The organism is Paraburkholderia sp. Cpub6, assembly GCF_014201065.1.
Classification (GTDB): Bacteria; Pseudomonadota; Gammaproteobacteria; order Burkholderiales; family Burkholderiaceae; genus Paraburkholderia; species Paraburkholderia tuberum.
In genome coordinates this window covers 106,865-129,368 of sequence record NZ_JACHDM010000021.1, presented here as the reverse complement: position 1 = coordinate 129,368, position 22,504 = coordinate 106,865, and the positions used below count along the sequence as shown (strand labels likewise).

At 66.0% G+C, this 22,504-nt stretch carries 21 protein-coding genes and 1 pseudogene; 6 read left to right on the top strand and 16 right to left on the bottom strand.

What is annotated here, in order from left to right; all coding sequences use genetic code 11:
• Positions 1–166: 166 nt before the first annotated feature.
• The 9 genes and pseudogenes from HDG33_RS27830 to HDG33_RS27790 all read right to left on the bottom strand — a co-directional run bounded on the left by HDG33_RS27830 (position 167) and on the right by HDG33_RS27790 (position 9,207).
• Positions 167–727, bottom strand: coding sequence for a phosphonate degradation HD-domain oxygenase (locus HDG33_RS27830; RefSeq protein WP_184036711.1), 561 nt, complete (start codon positions 725–727; stop codon positions 167–169).
• A gap of 3 nt (positions 728–730) precedes the next feature.
• Positions 731–1,650 (bottom strand): annotated as a pseudogene (locus HDG33_RS27825) (aldehyde dehydrogenase family protein).
• Positions 1,647–2,912, bottom strand: coding sequence for a phosphonoacetate hydrolase (gene phnA, locus HDG33_RS27820; RefSeq protein ID WP_260330604.1), 1,266 nt, complete (start codon positions 2,910–2,912; stop codon positions 1,647–1,649). The pseudogene HDG33_RS27825 and the gene phnA overlap by 4 nt, the downstream one beginning before the upstream one ends.
• A 121-nt stretch (positions 2,913–3,033) precedes the next feature.
• Positions 3,034–3,789 carry a phosphonate utilization associated transcriptional regulator gene (locus HDG33_RS27815; RefSeq protein ID WP_184036708.1) on the bottom strand — a complete coding sequence of 252 codons (756 nt, stop codon included), beginning with the start codon at positions 3,787–3,789 and terminating at the stop codon, positions 3,034–3,036.
• A gap of 96 nt (positions 3,790–3,885) precedes the next feature.
• Entirely contained in the window at positions 3,886–4,749 is an 864-nt protein-coding gene (phnV, locus tag HDG33_RS27810; protein WP_184036705.1) for a 2-aminoethylphosphonate ABC transport system, membrane component PhnV, read from the bottom strand.
• The gene (locus HDG33_RS27805; protein ID WP_184036702.1) at positions 4,739–5,701 is read right to left on the bottom strand and encodes a 2-aminoethylphosphonate ABC transporter permease subunit; all 963 of its coding nucleotides are present in this window, start codon (positions 5,699–5,701) and stop codon (positions 4,739–4,741) included. The genes phnV and HDG33_RS27805 overlap by 11 nt, the downstream gene beginning before the upstream one ends.
• Positions 5,679–6,779 carry a 2-aminoethylphosphonate ABC transport system ATP-binding subunit PhnT gene (gene phnT, locus HDG33_RS27800; protein ID WP_090806214.1) on the bottom strand — a complete coding sequence of 367 codons (1,101 nt, stop codon included), beginning with the start codon at positions 6,777–6,779 and terminating at the stop codon, positions 5,679–5,681. The genes HDG33_RS27805 and phnT overlap by 23 nt, the downstream gene beginning before the upstream one ends.
• Positions 6,780–6,852: 73 nt before the next feature.
• Positions 6,853–7,944 carry a 2-aminoethylphosphonate ABC transporter substrate-binding protein gene (phnS, locus tag HDG33_RS27795; protein WP_184036699.1) on the bottom strand — a complete coding sequence of 364 codons (1,092 nt, stop codon included), beginning with the start codon at positions 7,942–7,944 and terminating at the stop codon, positions 6,853–6,855.
• 507 nt (positions 7,945–8,451) lie between these two features.
• On the bottom strand, positions 8,452–9,207 hold the full coding sequence (locus tag HDG33_RS27790) for a DeoR/GlpR family DNA-binding transcription regulator (RefSeq protein ID WP_090806218.1): 756 nt from the start codon (positions 9,205–9,207) through the stop codon (positions 8,452–8,454).
• Between the two features lie 295 nt (positions 9,208–9,502).
• On the opposite strand from HDG33_RS27790, the gene HDG33_RS27785 reads away from it, so the two are divergent.
• Both HDG33_RS27785 and HDG33_RS27780 read left to right on the top strand, forming a co-directional pair.
• Positions 9,503–11,059 carry an AarF/ABC1/UbiB kinase family protein gene (locus HDG33_RS27785; RefSeq protein WP_184036696.1) on the top strand — a complete coding sequence of 519 codons (1,557 nt, stop codon included), beginning with the start codon at positions 9,503–9,505 and terminating at the stop codon, positions 11,057–11,059.
• Between the two features lie 86 nt (positions 11,060–11,145).
• Positions 11,146–12,015 carry a DMT family transporter gene (locus HDG33_RS27780; RefSeq protein WP_184036693.1) on the top strand — a complete coding sequence of 290 codons (870 nt, stop codon included), beginning with the start codon at positions 11,146–11,148 and terminating at the stop codon, positions 12,013–12,015.
• A 36-nt stretch (positions 12,016–12,051) separates the two neighbouring features.
• Here the strand turns inward: HDG33_RS27780 and HDG33_RS27775 are convergent, their stop codons facing one another.
• The gene (locus HDG33_RS27775; RefSeq protein WP_184036690.1) at positions 12,052–12,999 is read right to left on the bottom strand and encodes a L,D-transpeptidase; all 948 of its coding nucleotides are present in this window, start codon (positions 12,997–12,999) and stop codon (positions 12,052–12,054) included.
• 450 nt (positions 13,000–13,449) lie between these two features.
• Here HDG33_RS27775 and nadE point away from each other — a divergent pair, with 450 nt between their 5' ends.
• Positions 13,450–14,310 (top strand): ammonia-dependent NAD(+) synthetase, encoded by an 861-nt coding sequence (gene nadE, locus HDG33_RS27770; protein ID WP_184036687.1) that lies wholly within the window; start codon positions 13,450–13,452, stop codon positions 14,308–14,310.
• 111 nt (positions 14,311–14,421) lie between these two features.
• On the opposite strand, the gene HDG33_RS27765 is transcribed toward nadE, so the two are convergent.
• The 5 genes from HDG33_RS27765 to HDG33_RS27745 all read right to left on the bottom strand — a co-directional run bounded on the left by HDG33_RS27765 (position 14,422) and on the right by HDG33_RS27745 (position 19,713).
• On the bottom strand, positions 14,422–14,688 hold the full coding sequence (locus HDG33_RS27765; protein WP_184036671.1) for an RNA-binding protein: 267 nt from the start codon (positions 14,686–14,688) through the stop codon (positions 14,422–14,424).
• A 432-nt stretch (positions 14,689–15,120) separates the two neighbouring features.
• Positions 15,121–15,471, bottom strand: coding sequence for a hypothetical protein (locus HDG33_RS27760; RefSeq protein ID WP_184036667.1), 351 nt, complete (start codon positions 15,469–15,471; stop codon positions 15,121–15,123).
• Positions 15,472–15,550: 79 nt separating this feature from the next.
• Positions 15,551–16,225, bottom strand: a complete 675-nt coding sequence (locus HDG33_RS27755) for a hypothetical protein (protein WP_184036664.1) — start codon at positions 16,223–16,225, stop codon at positions 15,551–15,553.
• A gap of 183 nt (positions 16,226–16,408) precedes the next feature.
• Positions 16,409–18,073: a S10 family peptidase gene (locus HDG33_RS27750; RefSeq protein WP_184036661.1), complete on the bottom strand. Its 1,665-nt coding sequence runs from the start codon at positions 18,071–18,073 to the stop codon at positions 16,409–16,411.
• Between the two features lie 80 nt (positions 18,074–18,153).
• Positions 18,154–19,713: a protease pro-enzyme activation domain-containing protein gene (locus tag HDG33_RS27745; protein WP_184036658.1), complete on the bottom strand. Its 1,560-nt coding sequence runs from the start codon at positions 19,711–19,713 to the stop codon at positions 18,154–18,156.
• 308 nt (positions 19,714–20,021) lie between these two features.
• On the opposite strand from HDG33_RS27745, the gene HDG33_RS27740 reads away from it, so the two are divergent.
• Complete coding sequence (locus HDG33_RS27740; protein WP_184036655.1) at positions 20,022–20,534, top strand: DUF1993 family protein; 513 nt, start codon at positions 20,022–20,024, stop codon at positions 20,532–20,534.
• A gap of 296 nt (positions 20,535–20,830) precedes the next feature.
• Here HDG33_RS27740 and HDG33_RS27730 read toward each other — a convergent pair whose 3' ends face one another.
• Positions 20,831–21,511, bottom strand: a complete 681-nt coding sequence (locus HDG33_RS27730) for a LysE family translocator (protein ID WP_184036652.1) — start codon at positions 21,509–21,511, stop codon at positions 20,831–20,833.
• Between the two features lie 154 nt (positions 21,512–21,665).
• On the opposite strand from HDG33_RS27730, the gene HDG33_RS27725 reads away from it, so the two are divergent.
• Positions 21,666–22,136, top strand: coding sequence for an Lrp/AsnC family transcriptional regulator (locus HDG33_RS27725; protein WP_018425024.1), 471 nt, complete (start codon positions 21,666–21,668; stop codon positions 22,134–22,136).
• Between the two features lie 86 nt (positions 22,137–22,222).
• On the top strand, positions 22,223–22,456 hold the full coding sequence (locus HDG33_RS27720; protein ID WP_013091435.1) for a hypothetical protein: 234 nt from the start codon (positions 22,223–22,225) through the stop codon (positions 22,454–22,456).
• Positions 22,457–22,504 lie beyond the last annotated feature (48 nt).

Below are 22,504 nucleotides of genomic sequence, written 5' to 3'. Positions count from 1 at the left end.
ACCTGCCCACGCCGCTGAAGCCCACGCCATCAAAGGCTTCCCGCTTCTCCGCACCCCGGCGCCCGGAGCGCGAAAGAGCGGAATTCTAGTCGCCGACATCGGGACTTGCAAGCGATATTTTTTTACCGCTCGGCGCGCAACCTACCGCGACCCAAAACACCTCGACTCACGCAGTCGCATGCGCGCGCATCGCCCGTTCGACCACGGCCAGATAATGGTCGATCCCCGGCGTCGCGCGATCCTTCTCTTTCGCGCGATCGTCCCATCGGCGCAAACGCATCGCGTCCTCGGCGTACGGTTTCTGAATAAACGCCTGCGCCTCTTCCCTGCTGAAGACCCCGCCCTGCAATTGCAAGCTGCGCACCGAGTCGGCGGACAGCTGGCCAAAATAGGTAGCGTCGATCGCGCACAGGCAGCGCTTCGCGTCGACGTGCAGACGAATCGGCTCCAGCACCGCATCCGACAACACCGGCCGCAAAAACGGCAAGGCGAAATACTGATGCAGATCGTCGACACCCCGTTCCGTCGGCGTCTCCCCTTGCAGGTTCAGCAGATGGCCGAGGTCGTGCAAGAACGCCGCGGCGACGAGTTCGTCGCTCGCGCCTTCCGCCTCGGCGAGCGCGCCGCTCTGCAACGCGTGCTCGAGCTGCGTCACCGGCTCGCCGCTATACGCGAGGCTGCCGTGTCGCTCGAAGAGCACACGGATATCGTCGAGACTCAATGCCACCTGTTACTCCCAAGGTAATGAAAACGTCTTCAGATTGGTAAAGCTCTTCATCGCTTCCTGAACGCCTTCCTTGTAGCCTAGCCCCGAATCCTTGATGCCGCCGAACGGCGTCAGCTCGATCCGATAGGCTGGCACTTCCCACACGTTGACGGTGCCCACGCGCAGCTCATTGATGAAACGCGTGATCGCGTCCTGCCGGTTCGTACACACGCCCGACGACAGCCCGAACGGTGTTCCGTTGCTGACGCGAATCGCATCGTCGAGCGTGTCGAACGCGATGACCGGCGATACCGGCCCGAAGGTTTCCTCGCGCACGAGCGTCATCGACGGATCGACGTTATCGAGCACGGTCGGCGCATACAACGCGCCGCGGCGCTCGTTGCCGAGGCGCAGGCGCGCGCTCGCGGCCACCGCCTCATTAGCGCGACCTGGTTCATCGGATGATTGAACGGCGTGATCGCGACGATCACGCCCGCGAGCGGCTCGCGCTGCGAGAACACGCGACGCCTTTTGCCATGCGGCGTCAGATCGCACGAGAAACTCTGACCGTCGTCGCGCAACGCCTCGAACGAGGCAAAGCGGAACACGTCGGCGACGCGACCGATCTCGTAGCGCGAGTCCTGCTTCGACAGACCCGACTCGAGCGAAATCAGATCCGACGCCGGTTCGATCCGCTCACGCAGCAGCACCGCTGCGCGCTCGAGAATCTGCGAACGCTCGTAGCGCGACAGCGTCGGCCGATACGCGAGCGCGTAGTCGAACGCGGCGCGCACATCGTCGATGCTGGCGAAGGGCACCGTGCCGACGCGCATGCCGGTATAAGGATCGAACATGTCGAGCGTCCGGGCGCGCGTCGCGCGCTCGCCGCTCAGCCGCAGCGCTTCGGCGCGGAACTCAGGATGGTCCCGCGGCGCCGTGTTCACGATGTCGACACGCGATTGAGCGCGACGTCGAAGATATCGAAATTGCGCAGCCGTTTGCCTTCGCTGCCGGTGGCTGATGGCTGAACGCGCCGGTTGAACAGCAGTGGCACTTCCTGCTCGGAAATCCCGCCGTGCGAGCGCAACGGCACGGTGAGCCCGGACAGGTCGTGCTCGTCGCGCCGCGTGCCGAGCACCACATGCTTCGTGCCGATCACGACCAGATCGCCGATGCGATCCTCAGGCAGCCCGAAGCGCGCACACGCGGCGCGTCGATCGAGCACGACTTCGATTCCCGGCAGGCGGCCGATCCGCGCAATCACGGACGCAGCATCGACCTCGCGCGGCAAATAGACCGTCGCGAACGAACCCAGCGCGCCATGATGCACGACGTACGGATCGGTGATCGGCAAAATCACGCGCGCCGTCGACGCGTCGAGCCAGTCGTCGAGCAAGTCCTGCAGATAGATCACGTTCGGCTCGCCGGTCTGCGGATCGTGCTTCGCGTTCATGCCGTGATCGGCGGTGAGGCCGATCACCCAGCCGAGCGCGTCGAGCTTCGCGAGATAGCTGTCCATCATCGCGTAGAACGCGTTCGCGCCTTCGGTGCCGGGCGCCCATTTGTGCAGGATATAGTCGGTCGTCGACAGATACATGAGGTCGAGCTTGCGTGTCTGCGCGAGCCGCACGCCGGCCGCGAACACGAATTCCGACAACCCCGCGCTATACACGTCGGGCAATGGCAGGCCAACCAGATCGAGCACGTCGTCGATGCCGTTTTCCTCGCGCGTCACCTCGTCGGCTTTCTCCGCCGAAAAGCAGATGCCCTTCAACTGCGAGCCGAGCAGCCCGCGCAGTTTGTCCTTCGCGGTGACGACGGCGACCGCGGCGCCCGCGTCGGCGGCGGCCGCGAGCAGCGTGGGCGCGCGTAGGTAGGCGGGATCATTCATCATCACCGCCGCGCCCGCGCCGTCGTTCGCGTGGGTGTCCCAGAAGTAGTTGCCGCAGATGCCGTGCACGGACGGCAATACGCCGGTCACGATCGACAGGTTGTTCGGGTTCGTGAACGACGGGATCACGCAGTCGCCGCGAAACGCCGCGCCGCGCTCGAGCATCGAACCGATGAACGGCGCGACGCCGGCCGCGACCGCCGCTTCCAGGTACGCAAACTCGCAGCCGTCGACACAGACAACGACCGTCGGTTGCGAAGGCAGCCGGTAGCTCCGGCCGTTGACCTCGATCGTGCGTTGCTCGGGGTGTGTCATCGCGTGGTTTTCCATTGCCGGGGTTGTCATTGCAAAGTCTTGATCGCCGGGTTGTCTGTTCGTGGGGCGAAGCTGTCGCGGCGTTTGCCGGTACGCTTGCCTCGGCTTCACCGCCGCGCCGTCATCGCCCGCGCGAGCCGGCCGCACCCGCGCCTGCCGGGAGGCGCTGCTCGTGCGCCGCATCGCCCGCCGCCTCGCAGGCCGCATGCGCGCGCTGCAACCCGCCCTGCACATGCGCGCGCATCAACTGCGCGGCCTGCTCCGCATCGCGCGACGCGAGCGCTGTCAGAATCGCGCGATGCTCGGCGAGCGAGCGCGCCATCGCGTCGGCCTGCACGACTAGCGCCGCACGCCGAAACAGGCTCAACTCGCTGACGAGCCTGCGATACGTGTCGTACAACTTCGTGTTGCCCGCCGCCGCGACCAGCGCATCGTGAAACGCGACGTTCGCGCGCGCATACGCATCGTGATCGTGCGACGCGAGCGCCGCGCGCATCGCGTCGACCCAGTCGCGCAGCACCGCGAGCTTGCCCGCATCGATGCTCGACGCGAGCATCCGGCACGCCCCCTCTTCGAGCACCGCGCGCACCGCGTAAATCTCGTCCGCCTCCGCGAGCGACACCGTCCGCACGAACACGCCGCGATTCTTCTCGGTGCGCACCAGACCCGCCTGCTCTAGCGCGCGAAACGCCTCCCGCACCGGCCCGCGCGACACCTGCAATCGCGCCGCCCAGTCGGCTTCGTTGAGCTTGTCGCCCGGCGCCAGCATGCCGCCGACGATATGCCGCTCGATCTCGTCGCGCACCAGCGTCGTCAGCGAATGGCGGCGCAGGACCTCGATCGGATCGACGGAAGCAGAGTGCATATATTCGGTCATTTGGACAACTTTTGCCACATCTACATCGATGCTGACCGGTTCGCGCGCGTGCTTCAGATCAACGAAATCGCTCGCCGATCACTCGGATCAGTCGGGTCAGTCGATCCGGCGCCGCGGAGCGCGCGCCGCGATCAGCAGCAGAGCGACCAGCGAGACCAGCAGCAGAATCAGCGACAGCGCGGAAGCCGGCAGGTAATAGCCACGTTCCACCTGCCCGACGACGACGATCGGCACCGTCGCGAAGCCTGGCGGATATACGGTCAGCGTCGCGCCGAGTTCGCCGAGCGACAGCGCAAAGCCGAGCGCGAGACTCGCGCGTATCGCCGGCACCAGTTGCGGCAACACGACGCGGCGCAGCACCATCGACGGCGGCGCTCCGAGGCTCGCGGCCGCTTCGCGCAACACGGTCAGCTCCGGGCGCAGCGCGGCGGCCGCGCAGCGGTAGCAGAACGGCAGTACCAGCGCGAGCTGCACGAACACCACGATCGCCGCCGAGCTCGACAGATCGAGCGGCCGTTTGTGATACGCGATCAGCACCGCGAGGCCGAGCACGACGCTCGGCACGCCGTTGGGTATCATCGCGATCGTGTCGATGACGGCGCCGAGGCCGCGCCGGTCGCGTCCTTCGAGCGCGAGCGCGAGCCACAAACCGAGGATCGTGCCGAGCACCGCGACGCCCATGCCGACTTCGAGGCTGGTGGTCAGCGCGTCGAAGTCGCTCGAACCGAGGCGCTCGAACCAGCGCATGCTGAAGCCGTCGGGCAGGATCGTGCCGGACCAGTGCGACGCGACGCTCGATAGCGCGACGACCAACACCGGCAGCACGAACAGCCAGAAGCACAGCAGCGCGGCAAAGCCGAGAAACAGACCGCCGAGCAGTCGCACCGCGAGGCTGTGCCGCACCGGCCGGCCCTTCTTGTGCATGACCGGCAGCACGGTCGGATCGAGTTCAACGGCCATGACCGGCTCCTTTGACCTTGCGACGATTGACACGCCGGTACAACGCGTACAACGACAACGACATCAGCAGCATCACGACCGCGCCGGCGGCGGCGGTCGGCAGATCGAGATCGACGGTGGCGGCGCTGTAGATCGCGACCGGCAGCGTGATCAGATGGGCGCTGCCGAGCACCAGCAGAATGCCGAACTCGTTGAGCGTCAGCAGAAAACACAGGATCGTGCCGGCCGCGATGCCCGGCCACGCGAGCGGCAGGATCACCTTGAACGCGACCATCAGGCCGTTCGCGCCGAGGCTGCGCGCGGCTTCGATCAGTCGCTGGTCGAGCAGCGCGAACGATGCCAACGTCGGACGCACGACGAACGGCGTATAGAACACGACTTCCGCGAGAATCACGCCGCCGATGCCGAACAGAAAATCGAGCGGCGGCGCCTGCAGATTGAACAGCCGCTGCAGCCCGATGCTGACCGAGCCTTGCGAGCCGTACAGAAAGATCAGCGTGAACGCGACCAGAAACGACGGGAACGCGACGAACAGTTCGAGAAAGCGCGTGACCATGCGCGCGCCCGGAAACGGCTTGAAGAACAGCAGCGACGCGAGCGCCACGCCGAGCAGCGACGCCAGGCTCGCGCTCGCGAACAGGATGCCGAGCGTGGTGCCGATCATGCCGCGCGTTTCGGGGTTACCGAAGAACGTTACGTACGCGTGGCCAGACAGGCCATGCGCGCCGGTCAGACTCAGCATCACGAGCCGCACCAGCGGATAGATGACGAGCGGTCCGAGCACCACGACTGCAATGAACAGCAGATGCCATTGCGCGAGGCGCTCGCGCCGCTTGACGGCGGCCGCGTGCGCCGCCGCGCTCGCGAGACGGCGCGCGGCGGCGGCTTCGGCCTCGGCTTGCGCGGCAAGGTCGAGTGGGTTGGACGTATCAGGGCTTGATAAGGACGACATCGCCAGCCTCGTAACGCAGGGAAACACGCGCGCCCTTCTCCGGCGTCATGCCGAGACCACGCTGCAGCGTGACGAGCACGGGGTCGTTCGGCAGCGCATCGAGCACGACCGATACCGACAAGGCCGCGCCGTACCACTCGACCGACGCGATCGCGCCGTGCAACTGCCCCTCTCCGAGCGGCACGATGCGCAGCGCCTCCGGACGCAGACACGCGACACGTTCGCGCTCGTTGTAGCGCGCGTCGTCCATGCCGAACGCGACCTGCGGCGGCAGCAGATTGGCCGCGCCGAGGTAGCGCGCGACGAAGCCGTCGGCCGGCGAGTCGTACAGCTGCTGCGGCGTGCCGAGCTGCGCGATATGGCCATCGCGCATCAGCAGCGTGCGGTCGGACAGCACGAGCGCGTCGTCCTGATCGTGCGTCACGCAGACGATCGTCAGATTCGGCAGGCGTTCGTGCAGCGCCTTCAGTTCGGAGCGCACCGACGCGCGCAGATTGGCATCGAGCGCCGACAGCGGTTCGTCGAGCAGCAGCACGTCGGGCTCGATCACGAGCGCGCGGGCGAGCGCCACGCGCTGCTGCATGCCGCCCGACAGTTGCGCGGGCATCACGTGACCGGCATCGCCGAGCTGCACGAGCTTCAGCACCTCGGCGACGCGGCGCGCGACGTCGCGCGCCGGAATACGCCGCGCGCGCAACCCGAACGCGACGTTCTCGAATACCGTCAGATGCGGAAACAGCGCGTAGCTCTGGAACAGCAGTCCGAGGTTGCGCTTGTGCGGCGGCATGTGCGTCAGATCGCGGCCGGCCACCGTCAGCGTGCCGGCCAGACCGTCGGCCTCGATGAAGCCCGCGATGAAGCGCAGCAAGGTCGTCTTGCCGCAGCCGCTGCGGCCGAGCACGGTGAGCAACTCGCCGCGCCGGATGGTCAACGACAGATCGTCGAGCACCGTGCGCGCGCCGAAGCGCACCGTCAGGTGATCGATCTGCACGCCGCCCGGCGCGTCCGAACGCGCGGCGTCGAGCGCATCCAGCGGAGCGCCGGGCGCAGTGGGGTGAGCGAGACTGGCCGTATTCACCGGAGTCGTCCTCCAACAGGATCAATGCTGATGCGGCGCCGCGCATTACACGCGAAGCGCCGCCTGAATCGACTTACTTCGGCTTGACCACTTCGGTCTGTTTGCCCGACGAACCGATCACGTCGCTCTTCCAGCGCGCGGTCCAGTCGGCCTTCTTCGCCATCACGTGGTTCCAGTCGACCGGAATCAGCTTGACGCCGCTGATCGCCTGCTTGACCGCTTCGCCGTTCTTGCCGGCGAGCGGCACGTCGCTGCGAGCCGGAATGCCGAAGATGTCCGGCACCTTCGACTGCACTTGCGTCGACATCAGATAGTCGATCAGCTTCTTGCCCTCGGCCTGGTTCGGACCGTTCTTGATCAGCGCGATCGCGTACGGCAGTTGGAACGTGGTCGGCTGACCGCCGGGCGTGGCGGCGAGGAACACCGGTTTCAGCGACAGGCCGCCGTTGGCCGCGTCGTCGAGATCCATCTGCAGATCGCCGTTGGCGACCGCGATCTCGTTACGCGACAGCAGCACGTCGAGATAGCCCGTGCCCTTGGTGTGGAACTTGGCGCTCTGCTCGAGCTTCTTCAGATAGTCGAACGCCTGGTCTTCGCCCATCAGCGACGAGGTCAGGATGATCACCGCCATGCCGTCGCCGGCGGTCGCCGGATTCGAATACGCGACCTTCCCGGTGAAGTCCGGGTGCAGCAGGTCCGCGAACGTCTTCGGCTCGGTTTTCGTGACTTCGGGGTTGATCGCGAACGAGAAGTAGTTGTTCACGAAGGTCGCCCACGCGCCGTTCGGCGCCTTCGCGATGGCCGGCACGTTCTTGTAGTTGGCGCTCTGGTACGCCTGCAGCAGGCCGCTCTGGTCGGCCTGCTGAATGAACGGCGGCAGGGTGACGAGCACGTCGGCCTTGGGCTGATCCTTCTCGATGGTCGCGCGGTTCACGACTTCGCCGCTACCCGCCGTGACGATATTGACCTTCACGCCCTCCTTCTTTTCGAAGGCCGGCAGCACATCCTTGTACAGATTTTCGAGGCCGTCGGCCGTGTACAGCACGACGGCGTCGGCCGCATGAGCCTGCATCGCGGCACCGCCGAACGCGGCCGCGGCGACCAGCGCCGGCAGCAGTTTGCGCGCGAGGCCGGCCGCGGCGTGAAGGGAATTCGTCTTTTTCATGTCGCTCTCTCCGAAGCTAAAAACCAGACGGTCGGGATAACCCATACCTGTAGTGATTGAACGGCGGCACGCGCCGCTTGCGTGTTGCCCGCTGCGGTTGCCGCGCCGGTCTGTTGTGGATTGCAGATTGCCGACAACTTTGCCGCTTCTCGCCCAGCCTGACTGACAGCCCCCTACCACACCCGCGCTGCCTGCCGCGCCTGAGCGCGGCACGGCAAGAATCACAGGTTTCGATGACAAGGCCATGACGATTGTGCTGAATTCCAAAAAAAGACACAAATTGCCAACTCAGGCCAACCGATGGAATTCGTCGCGCCACCCAAAAGCGGAGCCCCGCGCGCCGATCCCGTGTGGATCGTACATGGCGAAAATGACGATGTATGCACGGTGCGTCGGGAAAATGCGGAGGCGGCGGGTGGCTTTTTTTATTTAGATTTTGGCGGGCGCGGAATGTCGCTCAGCGCGAGCGGCGTACGAACGCGGCGGGAACCGCCCCGCCAGGCGGTCTCAGGCGATCAGAATCTCCGGACCATGCGCGGTGATCGCCGTGCCAAGCGCGCGCTCGGGCGCCAGTTCGGTAACCAGATACCGCGCCGACTCGATCCCGTTGATGCGCACCGGCGTCACGCGTCCGAATTTCGAATGATCGGCGACGACGACCACCATGTCGGCCGCGGCGATCATGCGGCTGCGTACTTCGGCCGCCATGCGGCTGTAGTCGGTGAGATAGCCGTCCGGCGAAATTCCGCCCGCGCCAATGAACGCGAAATCGGCGTGGTACTGCGTGAGCTGCTGAACCGTGTCGAGGCCGAAGGTCGCGTCTTCGATATCGGACAGCTCGCCGCCGAGCAGCGTCACGCGATTGTCGTTGCGTCGGCCGAGCAGCAGCGCGATGCGCCAGTCGTTGGTGTAGACCGTCAGCCGATGCCGGTCGAGCAGCGCCCGCGCGACCGACTGCGTGGTGCTGCCCGAATCGATGATCAGCGACGCGCCGTCCGGCACGAACTCGGCCGCGCGCTCGCCGATCGCACGCTTCGCACCGGCGTTCTCGGCTTCGCGCGTATCGAGATCGGGCTCGCGCCGATCGCTCGACAACGCGCCGCCGTGTGTCGTCACGAGCAGGCCGCGGCCGGCCAGCGCGTTGAGGTCGCGACGGATCGTTTCGCGCGATACGTTCAGTTCGCGCACCAGTTCGGCGACCGACAGCGCGCCGTGCTTTGCGACTTGCGCGAGGATGTATTGATGACGTTGTTCTGCGAGCATCTGAGAAGGCCGAAAGCCGGCACGCTTGGGTTTCGCCGTGGTTGAGGAAGGCCGCCGTATTGTATTACGCGTATTGCGCGTTGTCGGTGCTGGCGTGCAGGTGGCGCTCAGGGTGGCGTGGGGGCGCGCTCATGGCGCGCTCGGCTTGCATCGAGCCGCCCTTGCGCGCGAACACGCCAGCCATCGCGCCGACCTGCTAACCTTGACGGCTGGACTCGCCGGCCATGCGGCGAACGCAACGCCGCCGCCCGGCCGAGTCCCGCGCACAACGCCTCGCCCGTCAACCGAACCGCCGATGCCGCCACTGTTTCGCCGTCTACTGCTGCTGTTCCATGCGCTGCGTTACGGCGCGCGCCTGATCTGGCTCGCCGCCCCGCCCGACCACAAGCTGCACTGGATGATCGAACTGATCGGCCGCGTGCATGCGTCGGATCGCAGCGGCGCGCAGTTGCATGGTCTGCTGCCGGCGCTCGGTCCGCTCGCGAGCCGCTTCGCGCAGACGCTCGCGAGGCGCCCCGAGCTCGCGAGCGGCACGCTGCATGACGCGCTGGACGCCATCGATCACATGGAAGTGCCGCTGTCGCCGGACGACTCCGCGCTGGCTTTGACTCGCGCGTTCGGCCGGCCGCTCGGCGAGCTGTTCAGCGCGGTCGACCTCGTGCCGGTACGCAGCGGCTTCGCCGAGCAGACCCATTTCGCGCGGCTCGCGATGCCGCTCAAAGGTCATCACGAAGTCGCCGTCAAGCTCGTGCGCGCGCAGCAGTTGCAGCAGATCGGCGATGAACTCGGCCTGTTGCGCTGGGTCGCGCGCTGGCTCGAAAAGCTGTCGCGCGTCGCGCGCCGACTGCAGTTGCGCGCGCTCGCGCAAACCTTCACCGACGACATCCTGCGCCGCTTCGACCTGCGCGCCGAAGCCGCGAATCTGAGCCAGACCGGCCACCATTTCGACGGCGACAAGCGCATCGTCGTGCCCGACGTGATCTGGGAGCTGTGCACCGACCACACGCTGACGATGCAGCGCATCAACACGCTGCCCTCGAGCGACCTGCCCGGTCTGCACGCGCACGGCATCAAGCTGGCGCCGCTCGCCGCGCATATCGTCGAGATCGTCACCGAGCAGGCATTCGAGCATGGCTTCTTCCACGCGACGCTCGATGCGCGCCGCGTGCGCGTCAGCATCGAGCCGGACACGCTCGGGCGCCTCGTGCTCGCGGAGTTCTCGATCATGGCGACGCTGTCGAGCGACGAGCGCGAATTTTTCGTGCACGGCGCGACCGCGTTGTTCGACCAGGACTACGGGCGGCTCGCCGACATGCATCGCGAGGCCGGCCACGTGCCGGACGACACGCGCGCCGAGCTGCTCGAAGCCGAGTTGCGCACGCGCGCCGAAGCGCACTTCGCGGCGGCGCCCGAGGATCGCTCGGCGGGTTCGCTGTTTCACCATCTGCTGCACGGCGTGCAACCGTTCGACGGCCACGTGCCGGGCGCGCTCGCGACCGCTCAGCGCTCGTTCCAGCAGGCGGAGATGCTCGCGCGGGCGCTGCATCCGGGCATCGATACATGGAACATCGCGCGCGGCGTGCTCGCCGATATCGCGCGACGCGATCTCGATCATCGGGGCTGGCTCAAGCGACTGTCACACGAGCTGCCGCATCTCGCGCATATGCTGCCGCGCGTGCCGCAACTGGCGGTGCGCTATCTGCAGCCGCACGATCGCACCGGCGCCCCGCAGCAGAACGCGCAACTGCTCGCGGATCTCGCGCGCGAATACCGGCGCACGCGCTGGCTGCTGTGGGCATGCGTCGTCTGTGGCGGCGTGCTCGGAGCGGGGATGACGCTGCTCGCGTGGTGACGGTCCCGCGCGCGCGTTGCAGCTTTGAACAAGACGCGCGCCGCCCGTGCCGCCAACATGGCGGCTTTTTCACGCCTCCCGCCTCGATGCTCGCTTCCTTTCTTGCCGCCGTCTTCGTCGTGCTGTGGTCGACCGGTTTCGTGGTCGCCCGCGCGATCACGCCTTATGCCGATCCCAATCTGTTTCTGCTTGCCCGCTTCGGCGGCACCGCTCTGGTCTTCGCGCTGGCCACGCTGGTCGCGCGCGCAACCTGGCCGACCGGACGCGACTTCGGCAAGCACCTGGCCGCGGGCGCGCTGCTGCAAGGCGTCTATCTCGGCGCCGGCTACTGGGCCGTCGCGCAAGGTCTGAGCGCCGGCGTGATGGCGCTGCTCGGCGCGCTGCAGCCGCTCGCGACGGCCGCCGTCGCCGCGCCGCTGTTCGGCGAGCGCTTGTCGCGGCGCCGCTGGAGCGGCATGGCGCTCGGCCTCGCCGGCGTCGTGCTGGTGCTCGCGCCGAAGCTCGCTGCCGCGACGCCGCCCACGCACGGCAACGCACCGGCGTGGCTGGTCGTGCTGATATCGATCGTCGCGGTGGGGGCGATCACGGCGGGCACTCTGTTTCAGAAGACCTCGCTCGCAAAGGCCGATATTCGCGGCGCGAGCGCCGTGCAGAACGTCGGCGCGGCGATCGTCGCGGGGGTGCTGGCGCTGGCGCTCGGTGAGCATCGCTGGATCGCGTCGCCGACGCTGTGGGCATCGCTCGCGTGGGGCATCGTGATGCTGTCCGGCATCAGCGTCACGTTGCTCGTCTGGATGGTCCGGCGCGGCGATGCGGCGCGCGCGACTGCCCTGCTGTTTCTTGCGCCGCCGCTTGCCGCGCTCGAAGGGTATCTGGGGTTCGGCGAAACGCTGCTGCCAGTGCAGATCGCCGGATTTGCGGTCGCGCTGGCCGGCGTGTTGTTGGCGAGGTCGTGAGGGGCGCCGCGCGCCAGTATTGCCACATAGCGCCCGTCAGTCGGCCGTATCCGCGCGCGCGGGCATTTTCGCTCGCGCAACCGCGCCCGGTGCTGGCGACCACGCCGGCCGACTCTTGCGCTGCGAATCGACCACGACGATAAAACGCCCCGCCCACGGCATGATCTGCCGGTCGCTTTTCAGCACCCACAGCGATTGGCCGGAATCGACGAGCTGCGCATATGCTGCGTCGAGAATCCCGTAGTGATCGAGAAACGTGTTCAGCGATGCGGGAATCCGCACGCAGCCCTTCGAATGACGAATGCCGAGCAGCGGTTCGAGCCGCTCGGGGTCGGTCGCGTGCATCTGGAAGCGCATCTGCGACATGCCGCCCTTGCCCCAGCCGCGTTCACCCTCCGCCCAGCCGAGGTCGAAGATGCGCATATCGCGCCGTCCGTAGCCGCGAATGTGGTTTTCGTTCTGCGTGCCCTCGGAGCGGAAATCCATGTTGTCGGGTGTATGTTCGAACACGCCGAGTGGCGTGATGAAGTGGTCGTACTCGCCGGGCCGTCCCGTGGATACCGGCGATGCGCCGATCATCTGCCAGTTGTCGGCGGGCGCCGGGCGGAAGTAAATCAGGAGCGCCTGCACGTTCGCATTGCGATCGACGAGCACCACGTACTCGCCCGACAGATTGCCAAGCTCGTTCTCATTGAGCGCCGTCTCCAGACGGTCGGCGTACGCTCGCTGCGCCGCGACGGGCAGTCTGAGCCGGCGCGTCACGTCCCGCGCGAATACGTCGCGCAGCAGGAACGCGCGGCGCGGATCGACGACGCCAGCCGCGTCGGGCGCGGCGATGGTGGCGGCGTCGATCGTGGGCAACGGCCGGCTCGCGCCATTCCATGCGTTGGCCGGATTGGCCAGACTCACCGTATGCGCCGCTGATGTCGCGGATGCAGGTGACTGAGCGCTACCGGGCACCGCCGCATGAACCGGCGCCGCCATCGCACCGGCACTCGAGACGACGGCTGCGCAAACCCACGCGCAAATCCTCTGGCGGTTCAATCCAGGCTGGCCAGGCCGATCTGGGTATCTCATCGCGTCTTGGAGTAAACATGATTATTATTGATCGCACGCCGGGTCCCCGCGACGTTCGGCACGACCGATGTTACTCAGCGAAGCGAGGCGTGTCGATGAAAATACCTTCTAACCTGCGAACTCTTCAAAAATGATCGGCTATTTCTCGACAATCGACATGCCAGCGAAAACGCAATTAATACGCAATTAAATCGGTCATCGGAAAATCAAACCCCAAAAGGCAATATACGATTTCGTTCGACGAAAGGTAGACCGAAGACGGCGGCACGTGCCGATACTCACGCCGTTTTTCAACCTGCTTGCAATCTGTTTCAAGCCACTTCAAGCGCTTTTTCTCTCGCGAGGACAACAACGATCATGGCTCAATCCGATCCAGCCGCGCGCCAGGCCCGCATCGCGACCGAAATGCACGTCGCCGCCGAATTCGACGCAAGCCGCGAAATCGAGCGCCGGGTTGATTTTCTGGCGAACTATCTGCGCAACAGCCACCTGAGAACTTATGTGCTCGGCATTAGCGGCGGCGTCGATTCGACTACGGCCGGGCGTCTCGCGCAACTCGCGGTCGAGCGTTTGCGGGCGAACCATTACGACGCGAGTTTCGTCGCCGTCCGTCTGCCTTACGGCAAACAACGCGATGAAGCGGATGCGCTCGATGCATTACGCTTCATTCGCGCCGACGAAAATCTGACTATCGATATCAAACCCGCAGCCGATGCGATGCTCGAATCGCTCGATAAAAGCGGCGTGTCGTTCAAGGACGAATCCCAGCGGGATTTCGTGCACGGCAATATCAAGGCGCGCCAGCGGATGATCGCGCAATACGCGGTGGCTGGCGCGCGCTCGGGCGTCGTGATCGGAACGGACCACGCGGCCGAATCGGTGATGGGCTTTTTCACGAAGTTCGGCGACGGCGGCGCCGACGTGCTGCCGCTCGCCGGGCTCAGCAAACGCCGCGTGCGTGCGGTCGCGAATACGCTCGGCGCGCCCGACGCGTTGGCGCACAAGGTGCCGACCGCCGACCTCGAGATGCTGCGGCCGCTTCGTCCCGACGAAGACGCGTATGGCATCCCATACGACGCGATCGACGATTTTCTCGAAGGCAAGCCGGTCAGCGATACCGTGCGTGACGTGGTCCTGCAGTTTTACAACGCGACGCGTCACAAGCGGGCGCTGCCGTATACGCCGTTCGATTGGCCGGCGTCGCCGGATGGGCAATGATGCGCCCGCGAACGGCGCTCTCAAGCGAATAAAGGCGGTGGACACGCGCGCGTCGTCGCGCCTGTCCACCGCCTTCGAAAACAATAGAGCTTACTGCACCACCCGCGGCGCTTACTGCTCGGGCGGCGGTTCGTCGCTGAACAGATCGGCGCTCGCTTCGAGCGGCTGGCCACCCAGTTGCTTGCCGTGAATCTGCCGCGCGATCACGTCGCCGACATACGGCACGCTCGCGTCGAGTTCGACCGTCGCGTAGGCGCCGGGCTTGCCGGCGTCCACCACCTCGACGTGTTTCGCGTAACGGCCGAGTTCGCGCTTCAGAAATTCCCGCACGTCCTGCTCGCTGCACGATTCGGCGATATTGCGCACGGTCAGGTTCATGCGGCCTACCCTCGCCGCGCCTGGCGGTCGGTCCGTTGGTCAGCGCTTGCGATACGCACCGGTCGCAGCGCGGCACGCTGCTTCGTCTGAGTCGCGCCGAGTGCGCGAAGTGCGACGACGCCGGTCGCGCCGGCTAACCCCATAGCGAGCCATGACAAGTAGAAGGCCATCGTTCAAATCTCCTGTGCGAATTGCATCCTGTTGTCAGGATAGCCCGCTTCGACAGCGAACACACTGTGACGCAGTGTCGTAGGCAACGGCGAAACGTCCCCGTCGATGCACTCTACCTGAATCGGTCGCGCCAATCCTGGGAAGACATCGGCTGCCTCGGCACCTTGCATGCCTGGCCAGCCCCGGCCCGGCCCGGCACGCAGACCTATCGTCGAAAGCATCGTGCGGGGGACATGGGCAAAGGCGGACTGATCGCGCCGATCAGTCCGCCGCTTGCACGTTCGCCGCGCTCACCCACCACGCATTCTTACCATGCGGCAGACGGACCAGCACCGCGGAAGGATCCTCGACGCCGTCATCAGCGATCTGGCATACCGGCAGGCCGTCGGGCAGACGCTTCACTTCGCCAGCGGCCTCGAACAGCGCGATTCGCTGCGCATCCAGCGGGCGCAGTTGCCGATACACGTCGAAGCTGAGCGCCGCGGGCACGTCGCCGCGAATCTCGAGCTCATTGGCGCGCGCGCAATGCGCGGGCGCGACGGCAACCGCGGCGGCGCTGCCGCTCAGGCAGCCGATCGTCAGCGCGACGGCGGCGAGACGGGAATGGGTCATCGTGTTTCTCCGAAAAAAGTGAGGGGCAGCGAACCGTGGTTCCGCGAGGAATGCGCAAGCGTGCGGACGCGCGGCGCGCTCAACGCTGGCGGGCATGCGCGTCGCCGCGTCGGCTGTCTTCGCTGTCGACGCCATCGTCGTCGCGAGTCGCGAACTCGAGCCGGCTCACGTCGCAGGACGCCTGGCCAAAGCCCGCATACACCGCCGACCAGTTGCCGACGATCACCGCTTGCGCCTGCGCGAGACTCAGCTTGCCTTCGCAGACGCAACGCTTGAGCGTCGCCGCCGCGCGTGCCTTGCGGCGCTCGCCCTGCGGGCCGGACCACGGCAATAGATCGAGATTGGCCGGCGCATCAGGCGATCCGCCGAGCATGACCGGCACACGCCGGTCGAGCGCGAACGCGGCGACGTCATCCGCATCGATGCCGCGTGCGGCAAGCATGCGATCCTTGTGCGCCATCAGTTCGTCGAACGGTGGCGCGACGGTTTCCGCATAACCGGGGCGGCAAATCGTCTGGCCGATCGACTGCTGGGTCACTCGTTCGTCGAGCACGGCGCTCGCTTGCGCGGCGGCATCTCCGATGCGCAGCGCGAGCAGTGCGCCAACGGTGACGAGCAGCGCACGGTGCGTGATGCGCACGCGGGGGCGAAGGACGCGCGTGCGTCCGAGCCGCGGCGCGTTGGCCGCGTCATTGCTGCTGGTCGTGTCGCGGGAAAGACCGCGCCGATGGGTGTCTGCGATGCCTGCGTTCATTCGTCGGCGCGCCGGCGGCGGCACGCGGTAGTTCAATTCGCAAGGCAATTAAAACACATTCAATAGGGATGAGTACAAAAGCCGGACATGAGGGCGCGGCGTTTGCCGGCTCGCGGCAGCCGCCGCGAGCCGGCGCAGACCAACCCAGCGCGACGTCGCGATGAGTGGGGCGCCCCGCCGCCTCTACTTCGCCACCCGCGCCTGCAACGCGCGGATCCGCCCGAGCGCCTGCGCGTTCGACACCGTCTCTTCGTACATCTTTGCGAGGTCGGCTTTCAGCGCGGTGCGCGAACCGCCATCGAGATACACCATATGCCCCGATGGATAGAACCGTGCCGACAGGTTCTGCCGCACCTGCTGACTGACCAGCGGCATCTGCTGCAGATCGAGCACGGTCTGATAGAACGGCGTGACGAAATCGAAAAAGCCATTCGCCGACAGCACCTTGAGGTCGGGATTGAGCGCCATCACGGCGGCAAGGTCGCCGGCCGTGTACAGAATGATGTTGCCTGTCGAGTCGAGACCCTTCTGCGCGCCGGTTGGATCGATATGGCCGAAATCCCAGTACTTGAACGCCTGATCGTTGAGGTCGGTGAACGACGAGTTCGACGTGTACTTCAACTGCTCGTTCAGATAGACGTTCCACATCGTCGTGTAGACGCCGGTGACCGCGGTCATCGTCGGATCGTTGCCGCCGGAGTTCGGGTCGATCTTGCCGGCGATGCCGGTGTCGATCGCCGTTACGCGGCCGTCGTAGGCGCCGAGCGCGAGGCCTTGCGACTTCAGCAACGTGGTCAGGAACAGCGAATTGCCGCGGCTGTCGTAGCCCGCGATGTCGAGGCTCCACGCGAGCAGCGTCGTTTTGTCGATGCCGGTGTATTCGCTGAGTTTTTCGGTGGTCGCGGAATCTGTGGTCGGGAACTTGCGCAGCGCGGCCAGGTAGTCGGTGCGCGCGAACTGCGCGACCTCCTCGGCGAACGCGCCGAGATCGGTTGGCCGCGGCGCAACGCCGAGCTTCTTGTGATACCACGCGTCAGCGGCCGCCGTGGGTAGCGCGCCGACCGGATTGCCCGATTGCGTGTAATCGAGAATCGACGATTGCAGCGTAATGCCGTTGAGATCGACCCCATCCTCGTGCAGTCGGTACGCGAGCACGCAGCTACGCGCCGTGCCGTAGGACTCGCCGAATAGATACTTCGGCGAATTCCAGCGGTTGTTCTTCGTCAGGAAGCGCTTGATGAACTGCTTGATCGAATCCGCGTCCTGATCGACGCCCCAGAAGTCGCGATTCTTCTTCGGCGCGATCGCCGCCGAATAGCCGGTGCCGACCGGATTGATGAACACCAGGTCGCTCTTGTCGAGCAGACTGTCCGGATTGTCTTCGAGTGAATAAGGCGCAGGCGGCGTGAACCCCGGCATCGACGTCTTGATGCGGCGCGGCGCGAACGAGCCGAGCAGCACGAATACCGACGACGACCCCGGCCCGCCGTTATAGAAAAACGTGACCGGCCGCGTTTCTTCCTTCTGATTGTCCTGCGTGAACGCGACGTAGAACATCCTCGCCGACGGTTGCGAGCTGCTCGGATCGACGATCACCAGATGGCCCGCGGTCGCCGTGTAGTCGATCTTGTGGCCGCCAATCGTCACCGAATGATGCGTGATCGCGGCCGTCTCGACTGTATCGGTAACCGAATCGTCCGGGCCGTTGCCATAGGCGACCGGGTCGAAGAGCGGCTGGTCGCCGGCCTTGTGCGGCGCGCTCGTGGCGGTGGACGCGCCTGCCGAGGCCGTGGCATGCGTGTTGTGCGGCGAATGCCGGCTACCGGAAGCTGATTCTGTATTCGTCATGATCGCTCCAAGGGTTCGTTTTACTTGCCATGCGTCCTCGTTCTTACGTCTCGTTGTTGTGTTATGCGCTGTGTTGCAGACTATAGTGCGCCCGCCACCTTCCCGCCATTGGGGCTGCCCAGTCCCGTGCAGGCATCCCACCCCTTCGACGCCGCGAAGCTGCCGTTGTTGCCCTGCGTGATGTCGTTGCAGACGCCCCTCGCCTTGTACAGCTTAGCGTTGACGAAGCCGGCCGGCTGTCCCTTCGCCGCGTTGATGCGCGCGATCAGCGCCGCCCACAGCGGCGCGACCGCGCTGGTGCCCCCCACCACCGTTTGCATTCCGTCGACCAGCACGTCGTAGCCGGTCAACGGCGAGGCATCGCCCGCGACATCCGGCACGCCGCGCCCGCCGAGCGGCTGGCCGCCGCCGCCCGTCGCCGTGGCCGACAAACCCTGCTGCCACGCCGGCACCGGAAACGCGCTGCTCACGCCGCCGCCGCTGGCCCCGCCCTGCTCGCCGTCGTTCCACACGACCTCGCGCGTGATCGCCGAACCGGACGAGCTCAGGTGCGTGCCGCCGCAGGCGAGCACGTACGGGCTCGACGCCGGGAAGTCGACCGCGTCGCCGCCGGCCGAGCCGTCGCTCGACCCGCTGTCGCCCGAGGCCGCGCAGATGGTCACGCCGAGCGCCGCCGCCGATTGCAGTACGCTGTTGAGCGCCTGCATCGACTGGCTGGTCCACACTGATTCCGGCGCCCCCCAACTGATCGAGATCACCGACGGCTTGTTAGTTGTGTCGTGCACCGCGCGGCTCACCGCGTCGATGAAGCCGGCGTCGCTGTTCTTCGTGAAGTACACGGCGATGGCCGCGCCCGGCACGATTGCGCCGACGATCTCGATGTCGAGCGTGACCTCGCCGTCCGGCCCGTTCGGATCGCCGCTCGGCTCGTTGCCAGCCTGATCGACGCCGACCGGGGTCACGGTCGGCTCGCTTACACCGAGGCTCGAGAAATAGGTCTTGAGGTCCGACGTGTTGTAGCCGCCGCCGAGCTCGATGATGCCGACGCACTGACCGCCGCCGTCGCCTTGCGGAAACTGGTAGAGCGAGGCGAGCTGCGGCGGCGAGTACGACGTCTGCCCGGCGCGCGCCGGCACGAACGGCGGCCGGATGCGAAAGTGCGGACGCGCCTGCGGCCGGTTGTCGAGTCCGAGCACCGCCTCCACGACGCCATGCAGATCGTCCGGCACGCTGAGCGTGCCGGTGCGGCCACGGAACTGGCCGGCCGTGTGATGCTGGTAGAGCTCGAGCTTGACCTCGAACGCGCTCTGGAATTGCGCGATCGTGCCGCTCAGCAGCACCGAGCGCGCCGCCGGATCCTCGCGCGCGACGGTGAGCCCATGCGCGGCCGCGAACGCGCGGACCTTCGCGATGTCATCGGGCGCGGCGCCGTAGTCCTGGGCGAGCGCCTCGCGCGACAGCGGCTTCACGCTCGCGTCGCCGGCTTCGATGCGTTTCATCAAGGCGTCGAACTGCGCCTGCTGCTGGCGGCGCAGCATCACGAAGACCTCGATCCGCTCGGCGGGATCGCATTGCCCGATGACCGTCGTGCCCTGCGCGACCTTTCGCTCGCTGCCCGGCAATGGATGCTTGGTAACCATGGTATCGACTCTCCTGTTAGCGTGGCTTCGCACGCGGTCATGGACGACCGCGCGGCCCGGCGGCGGCCAGGCACGCCACGCGCCTGCATGAAGCGCATCGTGGCGATACGCGGCAGGGGTTGTTCAAGAACTTCGTCCCAGCGTCCGACCAAAGCATTCGAACACAGTTCCGGCCAGCGCGACAGTCGTCCGCATGGCCAGGTCTAATGCGCGGCGTGGATGCCACACGCTATGATGCTGAAGCGGCATTCCCGCCGTTTCATTGCCGCGCGCCGCCTGCGCGCACGATCGAGAAATCAGAGGAACCCATGTCAATTTCGATGTATCAAGCATCTCTGCCTGTGCTGATTCGCGGCCTCACGAACCTGCAGGCCATCCTGGGCAAGGCCGAAGCGCACGCGGCCGCAAAGCAGATCGAACCGTCTGTGTTCACGAATGCCCGGCTCGCGCCGGACATGCTGCCGTTCGTGCGCCAGGTGTATATCGCGAGCGATACCGCGAAGGGTTGCGCGGCGCGCCTCGCCGGCGTCGAGCCGCCGAAGTTCGACGACGTCGAGCAGACTTTCGATGAACTGCAGGCCCGTATCCAGAAAACGATCGATTACCTGAAGGAATTCAACGCGGCGCAGATCGACGGTTCGGAAAGCCGCACCATCACGATGAAACTGCGGACGGGTCCGATCGAGTTCACCGGAGCGTCATATCTGTTCGGTTTCGTGCTGCCGAACTTCTATTTCCACGTGACGACCGCGTATGACATCCTGCGTCATAACGGTGTCGAGCTCGGTAAGCTCGACTATCTGGGCGGGATGCAGCAGTAAACGGAGCAGGCGGGTCGTCGATCGCGCGGCCGCCCTCACGCGTGCAGGCGCGGCTGGAATGCGATCACCGCCATGCCGGCCAGCGCCACGGCAGGTAACAGCCGGGAATCTCGGCGACAGCGGTCACGACATACAGCAGGAAGGTTTGCATCGATGAGCGTGAGAAGGTGGTTGTGTCGCCGCGCGTGCGCGCGGCCGGCTGCGCTATCAGCTTTATTAACACAATCACCTGGCACCGCGGCCTTTGCATCGGCTGTATGCGCACGCGCGACGAATGCAAATGCCAGCTCCGAGTTTCAATCCAGCGAAAGCCGCAGCGCGAAGCCGATCAACGCAGCCGAGAAGGTCCACCGTTGTACGGTCTGCGCCAAAGGATGGACGCGCATCCAGTTGGCGATGCGCGCAGCGCCGATCGCATACAACGCGTCGAAGCATGCGCCGATCACGAGCAGCACGACACCAAGCTCGATCATCTGCCACGCTACCGGCCCCGCTTCCGGCCGCACGAATTGCGGCAACAGCACCGAGCAGAACAGTAGCGCCTTCGGGTTGAGCAGGTTCGTCAGCAGACCTTTGACGAACGCGGTCCGCAACGGCCGCACCGCATTGCCCGCATCGCTCGACGCAGTGGATTCCACTCGCGGGGCGCCGGCCGCTTGCCTGTCGCGCGACCCGGCCGGCAATGCGAACCCGGGCGAGCGGAAGATTTGAATCCCCACCCACGCGAGATAGACGGCGCCGGCATAGCGCACCGCGTCGTACAGCCACGGCGCGTTGCGCAGCAGCGCCGCCATGCCGCACGCCGACAGCGTCACGTGCGTCGCGCGCGATACGCCGAGCCCCGCCGCGGCCGCGAAGCCGCTGCGCACGCCGCGCGCGATGCTGGTTTGCAGGATCAGCGCCATGTCCGGCCCAGGCACCGCATAAACGACAATCAATGCCGCCACGTAGACGGCCAGCAGGTGAGCGGAAATCATCGGAGCCTCCTTGTTGTTCGAGGCTCCATGTTGCTATCGGATGCGGAGCGTTTGCTGGCGATTTTCATTCCTCTGCATTCAAAAAATAGCGGAATGCGCTAATATTTCGACATCTGGCGACGCCTTCCACCACCCTGCAGCCCCCCTCCCGACCATGTCCACGGACGATCTCGACAAAACCGATCGCGCGATTCTCGCCGCGCTGCAAAACGACGGCCGCATGTCGAATGCGCGTCTCGCCGAGATGGTCGGCCTCAGCGAGACGCCTTGCGCGCGGCGTCTGAAACGTCTGGAGAACGATGGTTACATCGACCGCTACCGCGCGGTGCTGTCGCGCGCCGGGCTCGGTCTGGGCGTGATCGCGTTCGTGCTCGTGCGCTTCGCGGTGCACGACCGCGTGGTGGCCACGCGCTTCGAGCGCGAGGTGCAGGCGATCCCGCGGATCCTGTCGTGCCACAACGTGTCGGGCAGCGCCGACTACATCCTGCAGATCGTCGCGCGCGACCTCGACGACTACGGCACGTTCATGCGCGACGAACTGCGCGGCCTGCCGGGCGTGACGTCGGTGGAATCGGCCTTATCGTTGCGCGAAGTGAAAGCGTTTGGCGGTCTGCCGCTGTCCTGAGCGCGAACGTGGCATAGTCCCCCCTTTGGTCCCCTTTTGAAGCGGCACGAGCCGTTCCGACGCAACCCGACGACCCCGGAGTTCTCATGGATCACGACAAGGCGCGAGCCGAAGAAACCGCCGCAATGGAACGCGTGTTGACCGCCACCAAGCGGGTGCAGACCGCGTTCGCGTCGCTGCAATCGCAATTCCCGCCGGCAGGCAGCGGCAAGCCCTCGCAATTTGCATTGCAGACTTTCGACGCCGCGCTGCAGGAACTCGAAGACGCGCAAGCCGCGTTCGACGAACTGCTCGGCGATCTGCTCGACGGCAATCGTTGAGCGCTAGCGAGCGTCTGGCCGGCGCCCCGCTCGCCAGCCGGCTCGCAC